At 54.6% G+C, this 19,227-nt stretch carries 18 protein-coding genes; 3 read left to right on the forward strand and 15 right to left on the reverse strand.

Annotated elements, in window-relative coordinates; translation table 11 throughout:
• Positions 1–61 precede the first annotated feature (61 nt).
• The 5 genes from EVJ22_RS00695 to EVJ22_RS00715 form a co-directional block, all read right to left on the reverse strand.
• Positions 62–472: a hypothetical protein gene (locus EVJ22_RS00695; RefSeq protein WP_071397608.1), complete on the reverse strand. Its 411-nt coding sequence runs from the start codon at positions 470–472 to the stop codon at positions 62–64.
• Positions 473–591: 119 nt separating this feature from the next.
• On the reverse strand, positions 592–1,479 hold the full coding sequence (locus tag EVJ22_RS00700) for an alpha/beta hydrolase (protein WP_071397609.1): 888 nt from the start codon (positions 1,477–1,479) through the stop codon (positions 592–594).
• A gap of 41 nt (positions 1,480–1,520) precedes the next feature.
• Positions 1,521–2,303, reverse strand: a complete 783-nt coding sequence (locus tag EVJ22_RS00705; protein WP_071397610.1) for an AAC(3) family N-acetyltransferase — start codon at positions 2,301–2,303, stop codon at positions 1,521–1,523.
• 5 nt (positions 2,304–2,308) lie between these two features.
• Complete coding sequence (locus EVJ22_RS00710) at positions 2,309–5,320, reverse strand: AAA family ATPase (RefSeq protein WP_131442898.1); 3,012 nt, start codon at positions 5,318–5,320, stop codon at positions 2,309–2,311.
• The gene (locus tag EVJ22_RS00715) at positions 5,317–6,423 is read right to left on the reverse strand and encodes an exonuclease SbcCD subunit D (RefSeq protein ID WP_131442900.1); all 1,107 of its coding nucleotides are present in this window, start codon (positions 6,421–6,423) and stop codon (positions 5,317–5,319) included. Before EVJ22_RS00715 ends, EVJ22_RS00710 begins: the two co-directional genes overlap by 4 nt.
• Before the next feature lie 105 nt (positions 6,424–6,528).
• Between EVJ22_RS00715 and EVJ22_RS00720 the strand changes: the two genes are divergently transcribed.
• The 3 genes from EVJ22_RS00720 to EVJ22_RS00730 are packed head-to-tail and all read left to right on the forward strand — an operon-like array spanning position 6,529 to position 9,410.
• Positions 6,529–8,262, forward strand: coding sequence for an ABC transporter ATP-binding protein (locus tag EVJ22_RS00720; RefSeq protein WP_071397613.1), 1,734 nt, complete (start codon positions 6,529–6,531; stop codon positions 8,260–8,262).
• The gene (locus EVJ22_RS00725; RefSeq protein WP_071397614.1) at positions 8,259–9,131 is read left to right on the forward strand and encodes an NAD(P)-dependent oxidoreductase; all 873 of its coding nucleotides are present in this window, start codon (positions 8,259–8,261) and stop codon (positions 9,129–9,131) included. The genes EVJ22_RS00720 and EVJ22_RS00725 overlap by 4 nt, the downstream gene beginning before the upstream one ends.
• A 42-nt stretch (positions 9,132–9,173) precedes the next feature.
• Positions 9,174–9,410 (forward strand): DUF2188 domain-containing protein, encoded by a 237-nt coding sequence (locus EVJ22_RS00730; RefSeq protein WP_071397615.1) that lies wholly within the window; start codon positions 9,174–9,176, stop codon positions 9,408–9,410.
• Between the two features lie 22 nt (positions 9,411–9,432).
• On the opposite strand, the gene EVJ22_RS00735 is transcribed toward EVJ22_RS00730, so the two are convergent.
• The 10 genes from EVJ22_RS00735 to EVJ22_RS00780 form a co-directional block, all read right to left on the reverse strand.
• Positions 9,433–10,080, reverse strand: a complete 648-nt coding sequence (locus EVJ22_RS00735) for a DUF975 family protein (RefSeq protein WP_071397616.1) — start codon at positions 10,078–10,080, stop codon at positions 9,433–9,435.
• A gap of 59 nt (positions 10,081–10,139) precedes the next feature.
• Positions 10,140–10,802: a copper homeostasis protein CutC gene (locus tag EVJ22_RS00740; protein WP_071397617.1), complete on the reverse strand. Its 663-nt coding sequence runs from the start codon at positions 10,800–10,802 to the stop codon at positions 10,140–10,142.
• Positions 10,803–10,820: 18 nt separating this feature from the next.
• Positions 10,821–11,591 (reverse strand): DeoR/GlpR family DNA-binding transcription regulator, encoded by a 771-nt coding sequence (locus EVJ22_RS00745; protein WP_070327161.1) that lies wholly within the window; start codon positions 11,589–11,591, stop codon positions 10,821–10,823.
• A gap of 225 nt (positions 11,592–11,816) precedes the next feature.
• Positions 11,817–12,431, reverse strand: coding sequence for a glycerol-3-phosphate 1-O-acyltransferase PlsY (plsY, locus tag EVJ22_RS00750; protein WP_370246298.1), 615 nt, complete (start codon positions 12,429–12,431; stop codon positions 11,817–11,819).
• Between the two features lie 11 nt (positions 12,432–12,442).
• Positions 12,443–13,318, reverse strand: a complete 876-nt coding sequence (locus tag EVJ22_RS00755; protein WP_233589548.1) for a M15 family metallopeptidase — start codon at positions 13,316–13,318, stop codon at positions 12,443–12,445.
• A gap of 76 nt (positions 13,319–13,394) precedes the next feature.
• Entirely contained in the window at positions 13,395–13,814 is a 420-nt protein-coding gene (locus EVJ22_RS00760; protein ID WP_071397620.1) for an acyl-CoA thioesterase, read from the reverse strand.
• A 30-nt stretch (positions 13,815–13,844) separates the two neighbouring features.
• Complete coding sequence (locus EVJ22_RS00765; RefSeq protein WP_071397621.1) at positions 13,845–16,106, reverse strand: AAA family ATPase; 2,262 nt, start codon at positions 16,104–16,106, stop codon at positions 13,845–13,847.
• Between the two features lie 57 nt (positions 16,107–16,163).
• Positions 16,164–16,853, reverse strand: coding sequence for a hypothetical protein (locus EVJ22_RS00770; protein ID WP_071397622.1), 690 nt, complete (start codon positions 16,851–16,853; stop codon positions 16,164–16,166).
• Between the two features lie 103 nt (positions 16,854–16,956).
• The gene (locus tag EVJ22_RS00775) at positions 16,957–18,522 is read right to left on the reverse strand and encodes a BCCT family transporter (protein ID WP_071397623.1); all 1,566 of its coding nucleotides are present in this window, start codon (positions 18,520–18,522) and stop codon (positions 16,957–16,959) included.
• A 127-nt stretch (positions 18,523–18,649) separates the two neighbouring features.
• A complete protein-coding gene (locus EVJ22_RS00780; protein WP_084812897.1) occupies positions 18,650–19,138 on the reverse strand; it encodes a DUF3939 domain-containing protein in 489 nt (162 codons plus the stop codon).
• Positions 19,139–19,227 lie beyond the last annotated feature (89 nt).

The raw sequence follows: 19,227 nt of genomic DNA on the forward strand, positions 1-19,227 counted from the left end.
GCAATTCCTCCAAGCATACGTAATATTCTTACAAAAATAATCGATGTCTCGTCCTCAAGAGTCAAGGTAGAAACGGTGGTGGCAAGATTCCGGTCATCTCTTGTTGCAACTGTCTATGGAATTCTACCATCTCTTCCTTCGTGACAATCAACCCATCAATCCGCTTCAGTCCAAGCTTGTTATAGAATACCCATTTGTACAGCTCATCATAATCTTTTTCGATTCGCAACACAAAATAGGGTTCGACCGGATTCAGAACAACCCGCTTCAACGAACCGCTCAACATCGATTCCATACGACCCAATAAATCCTCATACTCCGACTCTAGGAGCAGGGAACCGTAAAAATCGAAGACGATTGTATTCTGAATCTCGATGTGTAACAAAGAAGCAATGAACGGGTCATCCCCAGTTTCTGCATACTTCCTAGGAAACAACTTGATATATAATTCTTGATTCTTGATAATCGCCATCCGCTCACACCTTTCTCCGTTTTACCTTTAATATCACTGGTAAACACCGCATTTTCTCACATCGACTGCGTTCTATTCCGTCAAGCAAAAAGAGTCTAGGTCTCCCCTAGACTCCACACTTACAACACGCGCTCTAAAAAGTCGAAGACGGTCTGGCGGTACTCGGTTTGGTACGAACGGTGCGACTGCACATGGCCATCATTCTCCGTCACCCACAACTCGACTTCATTCCCGGCTTCGGCCAATTGCTCGCTCTCGCTCACCGGGATGGCGTCGTCTCCTTCACTATGAATCAATAGCACTGGTGCCTCGATTTGAGCGACATCGTCAATCGGCTTCACGATATCCGCATCAAGGCCAGTGAACCACGGCGTCACGGTCATGATGACCGGTGTGAACGGGAAGTTCGGCAAATCGCTCCATATCGGCAGATTCGTCTCGAGATAACCGCGAAGATCGCTAAACGGACTGTCGGCGATGACGGCCGCGACATCCATCTCATCGGCTGTCACGAGTGCCGTCGCCGCTCCCATCGATACGCCGTATAGGACGATCGGTCCATCCGTCCGCTCATTCGCAAAATCGATGGCGGCCATCAGGTCCGTCTGTTCTTTCGCCCCGACCGTCACGCGATCGCCTTCCGAGATGCCCGAGCCACGAAAATCAAACGTCAAAAACTGGTAGCCTTGCTCATGGAACTCAGGGATGAGTTCTTTCAGCGGCAAGTCGGACTGCTCGCGGTTTTTCCCATAACCATGGGCGAAGACGATCGTCGCCCGTGGCGTCGGATGAGGGATCCACCAGCCGTACAGGTCGTTGTCGTCCTCTGCCTGGATCGTCACGTTCTCATATTTGATGCCGAGCGCCTTTGGCGTGAACGTCAGCGTCTCCCGCACCGGCGACGTCAATTGGTCGCCGATATGGGTCGAGATGCCGACGACGGCCAACATGGCGACGATCACCACGACACTTACCGCAATTCCTATATATTTCCCCCATCGACTCATCGCCCGACTCTCCTTCATCTTCAAAATATTGCCAGATCGTTTCATCGGAGCCAGCTCCGTAACGCGATCAAGGCGTGTTGCACCGGCTCCCATGTCGACGCCGGGATCAAGTAACACGTTGCTTCATTGATCACGAACGTCTTGACGTCCGCCCGCTTGACGATGTTCTCCCCGATGGCACCGAACGGATCGCTGTTGACGTCCGTATGTTCGAACGTCTTCCACACCCGCTCGCCATTCTCGTATAAGGCGCAACCGAACTGCTTCACCGGTCCGTCGATTCCATATTCGGCATAGTGCCATAACGTCGTCGCATCGAGCGGCGACCCGAGATGGAGGATACGAGCGTCTCGTTCGATCATTTTTTCGATCGGTGACCCTGGTCCGAATCCGATATCGGTCGTGTGATTCGCGACCAGTTGCTCGGCGTCACGACCCCAGGCCGCGACCGACCACATCGGATGCTCGCTCCGGTGTACGTCCGGATACGTCCGGAACAGCTCGGGGACGCGGCCCATGCCGCGAGTCGCCGTTTTCCGTTGATCAAAAGCAGGCATCTCGGCTCGGATCTCGTCCCACCACTCGCTCGGGACGGGCGGCGCTTCCCATTCGGCCGGGTCGGAGTTATCCCCGCTTTGAGTCGCCATCATGATGAGCCCGCTCGGCCCGACGACGTCTTGTAACGCTTCGATCACCGCCTCCGGTCCGCCGCAAACCCACCCGAGCTTGGATAACGAGCTGTGGACGAATAATGATTCCCCCGACTTAATGCCGCTCTCGCGTAACAGGGCGACCAAACTTGATCTTGTTTCCATATGTTTCATCGGTTTCACTCCACAACGAGCTGGATCGTCGACCCGCTTCTTGATTTTTTCACTTCGATCCGCGCATCAACGCGGTCTTTCAACTCTTGGACGTGGCTGATGACACCGACGAGCCGTCCGCTCGACTGCAGCGACATCAACAGTTCGATCGCCTGGTCGAGCGATTCGGCGTCGAGCGTCCCGAAGCCTTCGTCGATGAGCATCGTCTCGAGACTGACACCACCGCTCAGTTGCTGGACGACCTCGGCCAACCCTAGCGCGAGGGCGAGCGAGGCTTTGAACCCTTCCCCGCCCGACAAGTTTTGGACGCGTCGGGATTGTCCCGTATAGGCGTCAAAGACCAATAGTTCGAGTCCAGATTTTGCGTTTCCTTTCGCCGTCTCGACTTTTCGCTCGAGTTGGAACTGCCCACTCGTCATCAGATCAAGATGAATGTTGGCCGCATGTAAAATCTGATCGAAGAACGCGGTCTGTACATACGTCTCGAACGTCAGTTTCTGCGGGTTCAAACCACGACCCGTGTCGGCGATCAGTTTGACCGTCTCGAGATTGCGTTGCTCGTCTGCGGTCTGGTCTCGAAGCCGGTCCCATTCCGAGATGACATGGCGATGGCGCTTCAATTGGCTGTCCGCTGTGACGAGTTGTTCCGCCAATGCGTCGAGACTTGCCTGCGCTGTCGTCAATCGGTCGTTTAACAGAACGAGATCCGGTTTGACCGCATCACCGATCTTGTCGGTCAATGCGTTGAAGCCGTGTTCGAGGCGGATCCCGTCTGCCTGTTCTTCCGCGAGTTGCTCTTGCAGCGACGACAACGTGTCGATCTGTTCGACGTTTGTCAAAAAGACGTCACGGCTCAATTCGTTTTTCGCTAGCGACTCCTCGAGCTCGGTCTCGGTCTGGTCAAAACGTTTCTTCTCGAGGTCGAGCCGTTCGTTCAGAAGCCGCAAACGTTCTGTTTCGGTCCACTTCAAGCGTGTCGCGTCCTCGAGTTCGCGTTCATACTGCGCGATAACTTGCTGCAGCCGGTCGAGCCGCGTCGATTGCGCGTCACGTTCGGCTTGCAGTTGTTGCAGCGAGGCCGCGTCCGGTTGCCGCATCGCCTGGAGCCGTTCTTGGACGGCTTGCAACCGCTCGAGCAATTGCTGCCGTCGCTCCGTCAGTTCTCGTTTCTCTTTCTCTAATCGTTTTAGATCTGTCATGACCGTGCGGTACGTGCGTTCCGCTTGAGCACGCGCCCGCTCTTCATCTCGAAGCGAACGGATGAGTCGCTCTTGCAGAACGGTCGCCTCCTGAACCGACCCGGACAAGTCGAGTGCCTGTCTTGACGATTCGAGTTCGTCTCGGACTTCTTCGGCCTGTTGCTTCAACGCCCGGTAGTCCGCTCTCACTTCGTGCAAGGCCGCCTCATATTGTTTCAGCATCTCCGTCGCGGCGACGAGATTGCCTTGGTCACTCGTCACCTCGTGCGACGCGACCGTCCCATGGGTCCGCGATCCACATACGGGACAAGGCTCACCGTCGACGAGCGTCGCACTGAGCTTCTGTGCCCATAACGCCTGCTCTTCATGCATGAATTGCTCGACGATATCCGACTGGGCCTTGTGACGCCGTTGTGCTTCCTTGCCGTTGCGCTCGCACGATGCGAGCCGCTCCGTTACAGCTTGAAATCTTGCCTCGAGTTGCGCGTGTGCCGTGAGCCGGTCATACTTCCGTTCAGCTTCGACGAGACGGTTCGGTGTCGTTTCCTGTGCGAGCTCTGCTGACAACATCTCTTCCTGCCGTCTCAGTTCGGTTAAACGAGAATCGTCCTTGAAGACGGCGAGTTGGTCGGTCAAGCGTTTCAACTCGTCTCGCTCTGTCACGGCGGTCTGCCATTCGTCCACGAACGGAAGCATGTCATCGATGGCTTTCAGACGGGCGGTAATCGTCTCGACTTCTTGCTTCGAAGACGCGATGCGCTCCGTCTTGGCGTGGAGCTCGTCTAGTTTACTCGCGTATTGTGTCAACCGTGTTTGAACACCGTCGATATCATGATTTAGCCGTTCGATATCTTGTCGATTCGCCAAGTAGCGATCGTATAACGGCCGGACACGGCTTGACGCCTCCAACCGTTCAATCAATCGGCGGCGCTCCACCCGGTCGGCTTCACCCGATTTGTAGCGTTCAAGGGCGCGTGCCTGCTCGTCACGTTCGACGAACAAACGGACGAGCGCGTTCGCCTGTTCGAGTTCGCTCCGTATCGCATCGACCCGTTTCGATTGTATATCCCGTTCGCCTCGTAACGACTCGGTCGCGGTCAACAGGCGCTCTTCTCTAGCCTCGAGCCAGTCCTGAATCTCCGGCAAGTTACGCTCGGCGACGGTTTCGATGTCATCGTCTTCAAGTTCGAGCAGCTTCAAGCGTGTCGTCTCGGTCGCCCACTCGACTTGTTTCCGATACTTGCCATACCGCTCGACCCAATTCTCTTGAAACGCTCGATACGCCTCGGTCTTAAAGATCGACTGGAGGATCTGTTGTTTCTTCATCGAGTCCGAGTCGAGTAGTTGGCGGAACTGGTTTTGCGGGAGCAACAGGATTTGGCTGAACTGCTCATAATCAAGTTGCAGCAACGATTCGATCTGTTGCTCGACGTCCCCGACTTTCGTCGCCAGCGGTTTCCAGCTGTCCGCCCATTCATAGAGGACGGCCTCATGAGGGATCGGTGTCTTATTTTTCGGGTGCGGTTGTTGGGGCTGGCGGACGATCCGGTACCGCTCCTCGCGAATCGTGAACGAGAAATCGATCTCCGTCTTTCGTTCCGGGTCGGCGTATTGGCTTCTAAAATCACTGGCGTTCCGGAGGGCACCGCTTGCCCGTCCATACAAGGCGAACGTCATCGCGTCAAAAATCGTCGTCTTGCCGGCGCCGGTTCGTCCACTGATGACGAACATCGAGCGCCCTTCAAGCTGTGTGAAGTCGATCTGTTCCGTCTCGGCGTAAGGACCGAATGCGGTGATCGTCAATCGTTCAGGTCTCATATCGGTCCATCTCCTTCCACGAATCGTCGTACCGTCTCATCGGCGTCTCGGCCATGGACAGCTTTATAGAACTCCATATAGACGTCCTCGATCGACTGCCGTTCGAGCGTCTCACGCTCGAAGCGGGACGTCTCGTCTTGGCGGCGCAACAGCTCGAGCTCGAGATGCAAGATGTTCGGATAGACGGTCCGCAGTTTCGCCATCGGGTCGAATAACGCAGACTCGTCGGTCAAGACGATTTTCAAGTAATCATCCGTTTTCTCGTCTTGATAGAACACCGGGTCGAGCAGTTCATTCAACGTGCCCGTCAAGATGCGCAAGTCGCGTCTTGCTTGAAGCGGACGACGGCGGCGCGTCCATCCTCCGTCCCATTCGATGATGTCGACCGATTTCACGTGGTTCGCCTCAGAGAATGAATATTTCATGAGCGAACCGCTATAGGCGATCTTGTCGTCGCGGAGCGCGTCGCGGTTATGGAGATGGCCGAGCGCCGTATAACCGAACGGTTCGTATAGTCCTTTGGCGACTTGTCCGGCCGTGCCGACCGACAGTTGCCGCTCAGAGTCGGTCTCGAGACCGCCGGCAACGAAGCTGTGGCCGATCCCGACCGCTCGGGCATCGATGGAACCGAACGATTCGACGACGGCCGTGAGCGCGTCGTGATGGGTCCGGATCGTCTCGTCTTGCAGCGTGTAGCGGATCCGGGCCGGTTCTAAAAACGGCATCAAGTAAAACGGGATGCCCGCGACGATGATCGGTCCCGCACCCGGCTCATACTTCCCGACGATATGGAGCCCGACTTTCGTCAACAGCTTCGAACTATATTGGAGCCGTTCGGCCGAATCATGGTTTCCGGCGATCGCGAGCACGGGAATGTTCCGCTCGAGCACGATCGCTTTCCACATCTCATCGAGCAAATCGACTGCTTCAACCGGGGGAACGGACCGGTCGTACAAGTCGCCTGCGACGACGATCGCGTCCGGCTTCTCTTCGTCGACAATTTGTAAAAACGATTCAAATAAAATGATGCGTTGATCTTCTGTCATGTGGCGGCCGTGGACAATTTTTCCTAAATGCCAATCGGCCGTATGTATCCATTTCATTCGTTCTCACCTCTTTTTCCATTCTAGCATTTTTCACCGCAACGGTTCGACGTCTTGACACTTGTTTTCGAAACAGCGACAGTTAATAGGAAAGGGGGACGTTCGATGGAGTCCACAACTACTTGGCAAGCTTTCCTTCGCTTGTTCCGAGTCGCCAAACCGCCGAAACAATTGTTTATCGGTGCCGTATTGATTTCTTTAGTCCAAGCGATGGCAGCCCTCGCCATCCCGCTCATTTTGCAACGAGTCGTCGACAATTGGAGCGAGGCCGTGCTCGACGCTCGGCTCGTCGCCATTTTTGTCGTCGCTTTTCTCGTTCAAGTCGTCTCGAGCGCCATTTCCATCTATTGGCTACATATTGTCGGCCAACGCGTCGTCGCCAATCTCCGGACGACGTTATGGGAGCACCTCGTCGCATTGCCGATCCCGTTCTATGACGGTGTCAAATCGGGGGACCTCGTCTCACGCTTGAACAACGATACGACGACGCTACAACAGCTGTTGTCAGAACAGAGCGTCCGGCTGCTCACGTCGTTCGTGTCGGTCATCGGGGCCGTCGGTATCTTGTTCACGCTCGACTGGCAGATGACGCTCGTCATCTTGTTCTCGGTCCCGACGACGCTCGTGATCGTCATCCCGCTCGGCCGGAAATTACGGACGATCGCCAAGAAGACGCAACACGAACTTGGCGGATTGTCTGGATTTTTCGCCGAGCTGCTCGGTGAGATCCGGCTCGTCAAATCACAGGCGACCGAACGGGAAGAAGTCGCCGAAGGGAGCCGGCGGATTGAACGCTTGTTCAATTACGGTGTGAAAGAAGGACGAATTCAAGCGATCTTGATCCCGCTCTTGAACGTCACACTGACGGCGATGCTGATCGCCATCCTCGGTTTCGGGGCGTACCGTGTCTCGACCGGGGCGTTATCGACCGGGGCGCTGCTCGCTTTCATGCTCTACTTGTTCCAAATCATCACCCCGCTCATCACGATGACTGAATTCATCACGCGCCTGCAAAAGGCTCGCGGCGCGACCGAGCGCATCTCTGAGCTGCTCGCAGTCGAACCGGAACGTTACGCCGCTACCACAGAAAATATCCAACAGTCGACACTGACGTTCGAGGACGTCACGTTCCGCTATGATGAGCAACCGGTCATCGACGCCATCTCGATGACCGTGCCGTTCGGGGCGACGACCGCGATCGTCGGACGGAGCGGCGCCGGGAAGACGACGCTGTTCGCGCTCGTCGAACAGTTTTACGTTCCATCGTCGGGTCGTATCCTTTATGGCGACCGCGACATCGATTCGTACGGCCGCGACAACTGGCGGCAAGTCATCGGTTATGTCGCCCAAGACTCACCTGTCCTCTCGGGAACGGTCCGACAAAACATCTTGTACGGCCTGAAGCGTGACGCGACTGAGACCGAGATTCAAAACGCCTGTGAAATGGCGAACGCTTGGTCGTTCATCGAGGTGATGCCGAACGGCCTCGAGACCGAAATCGGCGAACGCGGTGTCCGCTTATCAGGTGGACAACGGCAACGGCTCGCCATCGCCCGGGCGCTGCTCCGCGATCCGCAAATCTTATTGCTCGACGAAGCGACGTCGAGCCTTGATTCAGAGTCCGAGCGTGTCGTCCAAGAGGCGCTCGACCGGCTCATGAGAGGACGGACGACGCTCGTCATCGCCCACCGCCTCTCGACCGTCCAACACGCGGATCAAATTATCGTTCTCGAGAACGGCGGCATTAGCGGAATCGGTACGCACAAGACGCTGCTTCAAGACAACGAATTATATGAACGGCTCGTTAAACAGCAACTACTAGGAGGAAATCAACAATGAAGACAATCGGATTTATCGGACTCGGCGTCATGGGTCAATCGATGGTCAGAAACTTAATGAAGGCAGGCTATACCGTCCAAGCGTACACGCGGACGAAAGACAAGGCCGCCGACCTGCTCGCAGAAGGCGTGGCGTGGTGTGACTCCATCGAAGCGGTGTGTCAAAACGCCGATGCGGTCATCACAATCGTCGGCTATCCGTCAGACGTCGAAAGCATCTATTTCGGTAAAGGGATGATTCTCGACTCCGCCGAACCAGGCACACTCGTCATCGACATGACGACATCGTCACCGAAGCTCGCCGAACGAATCGCTGAAGCCGCAATCGACCGTAGCCTGCTCCCGCTCGACGCCCCGGTCACGGGCGGAGATGTCGGCGCCAAGAACGGGACGCTATCGGTTCTCGTCGGCGGTGGCGAATTCGCGTTCACGAAAGCAATGCCGCTGTTTGAAGCGATGGGGCAAGCGATCGAACGGATGGGATACGCCGGGAGCGGCCAGTACGCCAAACTCGCCAACCAGATCGCGATCGCCGGCATCATGATGGGCAACGCCGAATTGCTCGCCTTCACGAAGCGTGCCGGGCTCGACCCCGATCAATTGCGCCAGACGATCCGTGGGGGCGCGGCCGGCAGTTGGACGCTCGAAAACCTGGTGCCTCGCATGATCGTCGAAGATTATTCCCCAGGCTTCTTCATCAAACACTTCATCAAGGACATGGCGCTCGCCCTCGAGAGCGCGAAAGAGTTAGGTGTCAAACTGCCGAGCCTCGAGCTCGCATACCGACTCTATTCGATTTTAGAAGAGAACGGATACGGTGAGAACGGGACACAGGCGCTCATCGAATACTACATGCACCAGGACGTTTGAATCGACGTTGTTGTGGAATTAGTAGTACAGAAGGGAGTGATCATGATGCCTTGGAATATGAAAGATTATCCGGAATCACTGAAAAACTTCGACCCGCTCGTCAAAAAGAAAGCGATCGATATCGCCAATGCCCTAATAGCTCAAGGGTATTCCGATCAAAAAGCGATACCGATTGCGACAGAACAGGCTAAAAAGTGGCATGAACATGCGACGAATGAAGAAAGACAAGACTTTGAGGACGCGCCCGATCCACAGAAGTCGGATCGGCACGGCTCATAAAAAAACCACGGTCGGCTGAGATTCAGCCGGCCGTGGTTTCGTTTGCTTGTTTTTCTGCTTTGATTTCGAGGTAGAGGCCGCCGAGCGCCGTATGAAGATACGGCTGGACGAAGATATAGGCGATCCCGCCTGTCATGAGCACGAGCACGTACCAGCCGATAAAACTCGCATAGAGTCTAAGCATGACTTGCTTCTTGCCGTGCATGAGGCGTCGGCTCTCACGCATCGCTGCGAACGCCGACAGTTCAGGTTGATCGCGAAGGATGAACGGGACCATTCGATACGTCAAGTAAAACCAAACGCCCGGGACGATCAAGAAGAGCATGAGCACGTTCAGTCCAAGATAGAACACGGCGTAATACGTGACGGCACGGACATAGTCTTTAACGGACCCGAACGACTCGAGCAAAAGACCGAACCTTGGTTTTTCCGCTTTGGCGATGTCGAGGAAGATCCAGTTTCGTCCCATCTCGAGCGGGGCGAGCAAGACGGTCGCACCGTACAAAAGACCGATCGAGACGAGCATGACGAACGGGTCCGTCGATGACAAATCGAGTTGCGTCGTGATCATCGCTTGAACGAGCATCGTCGAGAGCACGGCAAGGAGTGAGATCCCCCAGTTTCCGGACAACATCCGGAGCGCAAATTGTTTATAGACTGCTGATTGCATGACGTCACCTTCATTATCGTTTTTTTCATTATAGCAAAAAAACAGTCATCCGACTGTTTTTAGCGTTTCATTTGCTCGAGCAGGTTGTGAAATTTCGCCTCATCAAGTCTCCTGTCCGTCCGAACGCCGTTGCCGACATGGACAAAAGGAACATCGAGCCGGGCGACGATTTGAGCGACGTTGTCCGCCGTGATCCCAGCTCCAGGCAGTATCGTCATCGTCGCCGCGTCACGCATCGCTTCGAGACGCCCGATCCCTTCAACGGCCGTCACCGCTCCCCCGGACGTCAAAATTTGATCGACTTCTGGAAATCCGTTCAACACGTCCACCGCTTGAATGAAATCGGCCGCTTCGTCGATCGCCCGGTGGAACGTGAGCGCCATGTCACCTTTATGCTTGATGACCTCGCCGAGCAACCGTTCATCGATTCGTCCGTCTTCCGTCAATGCGCCGAAGACGATCCCGTCGGCCCCGAGCTCACGGCACAGCCCGACATCCGCCAAAATCGTCTCACTATCATCTTCGCTGTAAACGAACGAGTCGGTATGCGGCCGGATCATGACGTGGACAGGGATCGTGACGTTCTCCAATACGTTACGGATCGTCCCGAAGCTCGGGGTCGTCCCACCGGCACGCATATCGGCAATCAGTTCGAGCCGATTCGCCCCGTATCGTGCCGCTGCTTTCGCTTCATTTAACGTCGTGACGATAACTTCGATCATAAATGACTCCTCCTTTAGTTATGGAGCGAAACGCCATTCGACCTCGTGTTCGGCCAATGCCCGCTTCCAATCGGTCGGTTCTGGAAAATCTGAGATGATCGTCGTCACCGTCGAGAAGTCGGAGACACGATATCGTTTCTGTTGATTGAACTGGGTGTGGTCGGCGAGCAGATAACACATGCGGCTCTGCGTCATGACGGCTTGCGTCACAGTCGACAGCCCATGGGCGTCACACGTCAGCCCGAGCGTCGCGTCGACCCCTTCGACAGACAAGATCGCCATATCGAACACGTACGCTTTCAGTTGTTGAAGCACTTGTTCGCCGACGGTAACGAGATGTTTCGGGTCGATCGTACCTCCGAGCAATTGGATATCGCCCGTGAACACACCTTTGGCCCGCTGCTCGAATAGCGCTTTCGCGACCATGAGTGAAGGCGTGACGACCGTCAAGTTTCGCCCGCGGAGCCTTGACGCGACTTGCTCGGGAGCGACACCATGCCCGATGTAGAGTAGCATGTCGTCTTCGACAAGTTGAAACGCCGTATAGGCGATGCGACGAATCCCGTCCATGTTCGAAATCGTCATCGGCTGGAACGAGACGCTTTGATGCAAGACGGCTCCGCCGTATACCCGTTTGATACGATGTTCTTTCTCAAGCTCTTCTAAGTAGCGGCGAATCGACTCCCCCGAGACGTTCAACCGTTCGATCAGTTCACTCGTCTTCACTTTACCTTCCCGCTCGATCCACTCGACAATCTTTTGTTTACGTTCTTCTCCAATTAACGACACAAGCCTGCCTCCTCCGCAAAAATCGCTTCCTCTCCCATTTTAGCGAACGGATGTAAATTTAACGTAAACTGAAAGTAAAGAACGGGCAAATCCAACACTTTTTTCATTCTTTTTAGCAAAAATCCACGGAAATCCACAACAATTGGTAGGTCGCTCGAAATCGTTTCGGCGCAAACGACAAAAACCGAACGGAACCTGATAGACAGGTCCCGTTCGGCAACATCTTTATTTTTTCTTTTGGAACAGCGGCACTTTCGGTTCGGTGCCCGCGCGGATCCGTTGCCAGTTCGTACGGTGCTTGATGATGATGAACAAGGCGAGCGGCACGATTACGATGAGCGGTAACCAATCTCTCGTGACGACGCTATACGTCACGACCGTCACGAGTCCGACCGCTGACGCCGCCATCGACGAGAGCGACACCATCTTCGAGATGAGCAGCGCCACGATAAACGTCCCGACGACGACGAAGAAGAACCACGGGAACGCCGCGAGTAAGATCCCGGCGCTCGTCGCGACCGATTTTCCGCCTTTGAACTTGGCGAAGATCGGGTACGAGTGGCCGATGATGGCCGGAATCCCTGCGAGCAAGAGACTCATGTCGCTACCGAACAGGAGCGGCAACAGCGCCGCGACCAACCCTTTCCCCATATCTCCTAACAATACGAGCGTCCCCGCTTTTTTTCCGAGCACGCGGAACGTGTTCGTCGTCCCTAAGTTCCCGCTCCCATGCTCTCGCACATCGACTCGATAGCCGAGCTTTCCGACGATGAGCGCGAACGGGATCGAGCCCAGCAAATAGCTGATGATGATGATCATCACTTCTGTCATGTAAGGCATCGCAATTCCCCTTAGTCCATTAATTGCTCGAGGTAGCGCTCGAACGGAACGTTCGTTTTATGAACGTTCATCGCATGGTCTACCCCGATATATCGTAAGTGCCACGGTTCATACATATAACCGGTTTCCGCTTCGTAAGCACGTTGGTAACGGACGATAAACCCGTACTTGTGTGCATTATCGGCAAGCCACTTGCCCTCTGTCGTCTGTTCAAGCTCTTGCGTCAGTTGATAACCGACTGATGCGCTCGAGACGTCGATCGCGAGCCCTGTCTGATGCTCTGAGTGTCCCGGAGGCGCCGAGTACTTCATGGCCTGCTCCTTGCCGTCACGCGCGACGTAGGCGTTGAACAACTGTACTTGATACGCATACGTCCGGAACGCGCTCGTCCCTTTCAAGTCAATCCCGGCCGCTTTCGCGTCCTTCATGAGTGACTCGATGGCACGGGCCGCTTCTTTACGCAACATTCTACGCTCACCGGTCGCCGAATCGACGAAATCGATGTTCGCTGGCACCAAATCGGCCGGTTGATAATCACTCGGCAAGGCAATCTGTTTATTGACGAGGACGAGTGCGTCCAACTCAAGATTTGCTTGCCCGTTCAATTCAATCGGTTGACTCGGCTCGGCCACTGGTTCTTCCTCGACCGGCGGCTCTGGTTCGGTCGCCGGTTGTTCGTCCTTATCCGTTTCGGCCGGCTCTTCTGCTTCCGGAGCTGGTTCTGCCGGTGCCGTCTCGTTATCAGTCGGCGTTTCCGCCGGCTTCTCCGTGTCAGACACGGTCGGTTGTTCTATCGGTTCGTTCGGATCAGCTTGTTCGCTTGTCGTACATCCCACTAACGTGAGCGTCAAGGCGCAGCACACCATCAACATAGATGGTTTTCGCATGCGATCTTCCCCTTTCTTCATACAAAAAAATACCGTCAAGATATGATACCACACTGACGGTACAAAGGAACGACTGTTATTGAACCGGGCTCAAGACTTTCAAATACATATTGTGCCATGCCGGGAATTCCCGGTCGAGCCGGATCGGTTTGAAATCGCCGCGCTTCACGACGACATGCGTCGTCTTCGCGGTCCCGACCAAATCATTGTTTTGGTCGGTCAACTCATATCCGTAGACGGTACGGATCTTCGAATAACTGTCGACCCAGACGCGCACGTTGACCGTGTCTCCGAACGTGACGCTCTTTTTATAGTCGACCGTCACGTTCGTCACCGGCGATACGAACCCGGCCTGTTCCATGTCTTTATATTCCACTCCGAGTTGTCGTAACAACTCGGTTCTCGCGATCTCAAGGTAGACTAAATAATTCGCATGATAGACGATCCCCATCATGTCTGTCTCTTGATATCGTACAGGAATCTGAATCGTATGCATCAAATCGCCCTCTTTTCAGTATACAGTATATTATAACTTACTCTTAATATCTACTACTAAAATCTGATTTAACTCGCTATCCTCGGCGTTCTCGGCGATGAGCCGGTACGATTGTCGGGCGATCGCCTCATCGACGAGCGACAGCGCTGTCCGTGCGTTCGGTTTATCTGCATGCTTCAGTCGTTCGGCCAGTGCGGCTTCGACACCGTCCCCGAACGCATAACCGAACTTCTCGGCATAGCTGTTCGCGATTTGGGAAAGTTGCGCGAGTGAATAGTCTTCGAACTGAATCGTTCGTTTGATCCGGCTGCTGAGTCCTGGGTTCGAATCGATCAACCGGCGCATCGGCGCCTCATAGCCCGCCAAAATGACGACGAGGTTCTCCCCGTGCTTCGGCATCTCGTCGACGAGCGTATCGATTGCTTCGCGTCCGTAGTCGTTCGGACCGCCGTTCAAACTGTACGCCTCATCGATCAGTAATACCCCGCCGAGCGCGTCGCGGATGGCTGCTTTCGTCTTTTGAGCCGTCTGTCCGACGTAGCCGCTGACGAGGTCGGCACGGCTGACGACTTTCAAATGTCCCCGTTTCAAGTAGCCCATCTTCTTCAACAACTGAGCGTACACGTGCGCGAACGTCGTCTTGCCGGTACCACTGTTGCCGACAAGCGCGGCGTGAAGTTGGACCGGAGCCGTCTTCAGCCCGAGCTCGCGCCGCCGTCTTTGAATCGTGATCAGCGCCTCGATCTCCTGAAGCTGTCGCTTCGCTTCTTCCATCCCGATCATGTCATCGAGCGTCGGAGCCGTGCCATCTTCGCTCGTCGCCTCTTCAAAATCGAGCTCTGTCAACAAAGCCATCTCGTCGAGCGGGGCGTCGGCACCGAAACGAGATCCTTTTTTGAACATCGCATCGAGCAAGATGTTATGGACGGTCCGGGCGTTCCCGAACGTCGCATCGACTCGTTCCCGGTCAATCCGGGCGATGAGGGCGCGCTTGGCATCGGTCGTCAGCACATAGTTGTTCTCTTCGGCCACTTTCTCCCCAATCGCGACGAGCTCTTCGTCGCTGTAGTTCGGCAGCTCGTAATGGTTCGATTCAGGGAACCGCGATCTGAGTCCTGGATTCGCGAGTAAGAAGTGGCGCATCTCTTCCGGATAACCGGCCAGGATGACGACGAACTTTCCGGCATATTCCCCGCTCGTCATCGCGGCGACGAGTGTGTCGATTGCCGCTTGTCCATAATCGCTCCCGCTCGCATCTTGCCGTTTGAGCGCGTATGCCTCATCGATGAACAAGACGCCCCCTTCGGCTTCCTTGACTTTATTCATGACTTGTTCTTCCGTCTGGCCGACGAAAGCACCGACAAGGCTCGAACGGTCTGCCTCGATGACATCGGGCCGTCCGAGAAGACCGAGCTCGAAATAGATCTCGGCCATGAGCCGGGCGAGCGTCGTCTTGCCGGTACCGGGGTTCCCTGTGAAGACGAGATGGAGCGATGGTTGATGTTTCGACGAGAAACCGGCCTTGTCCCGTTCTTTTTGAAACAACAAGAACCGATACCACGCTTTCACCCGCTGCTTCACTTCCGTTAGACCGATCATCGACTCGAGCGACTCGATCGCACTCGAACGGACCTCCCGTGGACGTTCCGGCAACAGCTCGCAAATCGTATCGATCCGTTGTTTGACGAGACCGACCCGCTCACCGAAACGACGGAACGCCTCCCGGCTGAAGTAGTTGCCTTGCATCGACGCGAGCAGTGACGCGGTGTCATCTTCGAGTGACGCGACTTCTTGCATCGCTTCGATGACGACCTCGAACAAACGCTCCAATTGATCTTTGAACTCGGAGTCCCGCAGATCTGACTTGGCCCGTTCGATTTCGTCGTGTAACCGATCGAGCTGATCGAGCAGTTCGGACGTCTTCGCTTCGTACTCGGTCAAAATTTGGACTTTCATCGAGGCGTAGTCGGCTTCGCGAAGAGTCGGCCAATCGACATGGAGCGATTGTCTGAACCGGCGCAACTTCTCATTCAGTTGGCTGACCCTCAGTTCAGCAGGTAAAGCGCCGAGCGACTCGAGTTCCTTCACCCAGCGATTGAGGAGCGGGTCGATTGTTTGGTTGTGCTGCAACCGTCTCGTCGAAAGCAGTGTCAACGTCCGGATCAACTCGTCGTTATGCTCTGTCGCACGCGACCAGTGGGCATAGGACAAGAGCGCCGCTTCATCGACCTTGTTGCCTTGTTCCCACCGTTCCAAGTCATGTTGAACTTGTTCCAAATGGATCTGTTTCATAAAGTTCTCCCTTTCAGACGACAAAGGAGCCGACGTCTCAGTCTGCTCCTCGTCGGGTTATAGTGCTTCAAAAGAAGTCATGCGAATCGAGTGGAACAAGTTCCCGTTGTTGCGTGACTCAGCAGCGAGCAGAATCCGTTCGTTCACATCGACGTAATACGTCACCGCTTCCTCATTTTCGTCTTCGTCGAAGATCGATGGGTATTTCTCGACCCACTCCGCAGGCACCGCCTCGGCGGATTCCGTTTTGACGAACGCCTGAGCTGTCCGACCGATGATATTGACGTCACCTTCACCCGTGCCTAACGTCCCGTCATCAAGCCACTTGCGAATCTGTTCGTTCGTCGCCCGCGACAAGAACGGATGGGGAGCGACTGCACCCGAACTCGTCTCTTGACTGTTCGTTTCGTCGCCTTCCGGATTGAACTCACGGTACATCGTGCCATCCCATTCGGCCCGGGCACCGGCGTTCGGTCCCGATACGACCTCGGATACGAAATGTCCGTTCTCATCGTACGTGACGAGGTAGTTGCGAACTTCGAGCGTCTCCCCGTTTTCTGGCAACTTCTTCTCTTCATAGCCGATTTCGACGGACGTGTAGAACGGTTCGGTCCGATTCTCACGACCATTGTCATCATCATCATTCAAGTTGGTGACCAAATAAAAATTATAAGCGAGCAGAGCCCCGACGATGAGGATGCCGGCAAAAATGATCCAACTGAGCCGCTTTTTCACTTCTCGTTTCATAACATGCCCTCCCAATATTCTTCACTTACTATCCTACACTAGCGAGGGTGCCATGCAAAACATTTACAACTAAAAAAAGGGCCTCGACTGAGACCCTATAATTTTATCCAAGTTTATCTTCATCACGCTTATAACTTTCAATCCATTTATCCCGTTCGTCCGGTTCATCGGCCAAGTCCTTGAACAAGGCGACGATCATCAGAATCAGCACGAAGATGAACGGGAAGGCGACAAGGATCGCGACGGCTTGAAGCGCGCCGAGACCACCCGCATACAAGAGCACGGCTGCGATCGATGATTGAATGAAGCCCCAAATCAACTTGATCCGCATCGGTGGGATGAGTTTCCCTCCTGTCGTCAGCATTCCGAGCACATATGTCGCCGAGTCGGCTGATGTGATGAAGAACGTCGAGATCAAGAAGATGGCAATGATGCTTAGTACCGTCCCGAATCCGCCGAACGTCTCGAACAAGGCGAACAGCCCGACTTCCGTTCCAATCTCGTTGACCGCGTCAATCAAGTTCGCTCCACCGAACAAATCAGCCCAAATGGCCGATCCGCCGAAGACAGAGAACCAAAGCAGTCCGAACGATGTCGGTACGAGCAAGATTCCGATGATGAACTCACGGATCGTCCGACCTTTTGAGACACGGGCGATAAACGTCCCGACGAACGGTGACCAAGAAATCCACCACGCCCAGTAGAAGATCGTCCAGCCGTTGATCCATTCACGTTCCGCCGGTTCAAAGGCGGCTGTGCGGAAGCTGACCGACGGTAGCTGTTGCAAGTACGTCCCGATCGTCTGCGTGAACAAGTTAAGAATGAATGCGCTCGGTCCCGCGATGAGCGTCGCGACGAGCAGGACGATGGCGAGGAAGATGTTCGTATTACTGAGTATGCGAATCCCTTTATCTAATCCGGTTGAGGCACTGATCATATACAGCACCGTCACGACAGCGATGATGATCAACTGCGTCGAAAACGCGTTCGGCACGCCCGGAATTAAGTAATGAAGTCCACCGGCAATCTGCTGGGCACCAAATCCGAGCGACGTCGCGACCCCAAACGCTGTTGCGACGACGGCCAAAATATCGACCATCTGTTTGACCGGACGTTCATAGCGGTCGTTGACGAGTGAACCGATTGTCTCCCCGATTGTCGCCGGACGCCCTTTGCGGAACGTCGAGTACGCGATCGCGAGAGCGATCATCGCGTAAATCGCCCACGGGTGGAAGCCCCAATGGAAGAAGGCGTAACGCATCGCCGTACGCGCGTTTCCTTCGGGGCTGCTAGATTCGAACGGCGGTGTGTGGAAGTGAAGCAACGGTTCCGCCGCTCCCCAGAAGATAAGGCCGATTCCCATCCCGGCGCTGAACAACATGGCGAACCATGTCAAATATCCGAAATCTGGTCGGTCTGTATCTTTTCCGAGTCGGATCGACCCGAAGCGCGAAAAGATTAAAAAAATCGCGACGAGTAAAATCCCGGTCGCGCTGAGCAGATAGAACCAGCCCATCCCGTTCGAGAGCCAATCTTGCAGCTTCGTCGTCACGTTGATCAGGCTTGCGTTTCCGAGCAAGCTTTCAGGGAAGATTCCCCAAATCGTAAAGAGGACCGTAATGATAGCTGATACGATAAAGACGGTCGTCACTTGGCTTTTTCTTTCCATAATCTCACTCCTATTCAATTTTCTTATTTTCATATACGTTTTCCACCCTAACACAGTTTACAATCTCGGCACAACCCGAAAACGTGTTCGCTCGTGTCACGATGAAAAAAGTGACGATGGCATCTCGTCACTCGGTCGACTTCGGTTCTAACGATACGATCAACGTCTCATCGACGACGTAATAGGGCCGTTTTGGCAACACTTTCAAATAGCCGCCTTCACGCAGACGCGTCAAATCAATTTGCGCCGTCTGTTGGAATTTACGTAGCGGTAATTTTTTTTCTTGCTCGAAATATAAGTCGAGCGCCCGCTGCACCTGGTCCATTTCATAGACGACGTCACGCTCGTCCTCTGGGGCGATGTGGAACGTCTCTTTTGACATGTAAAACCGCTGTCTTGGTTTGCCTGGCAAGTGACGTTTCAAACGTCCGAGATCGATCTCTTGGGACTCGTCCAACAGCACCGTCCGGTTGACCCCTTTCGGTAACGTCTGTTCATACTCATGAATGGCTTCTCGTAGCTGCGGCAACGTGATATCGACTTCTTGCTCGACCACGTCTTCTTTTTGAGTCAGACGCTGCCACCAATTTTTACCTGACCGTGTTTGTCGCTCCATACACTCCCCCCTCTCCCCGTTCCTTTCCCGTTATCTTTGACCATCTCACCTTATATTCGCATATTCACGAAAAAAACCTTCCTTTTTTC

It is taken from the genome of Exiguobacterium sp. SH0S7 (assembly GCF_004337195.1).
Taxonomy (GTDB): Bacteria; Bacillota; Bacilli; order Exiguobacteriales; family Exiguobacteriaceae; genus Exiguobacterium; species Exiguobacterium aurantiacum_A.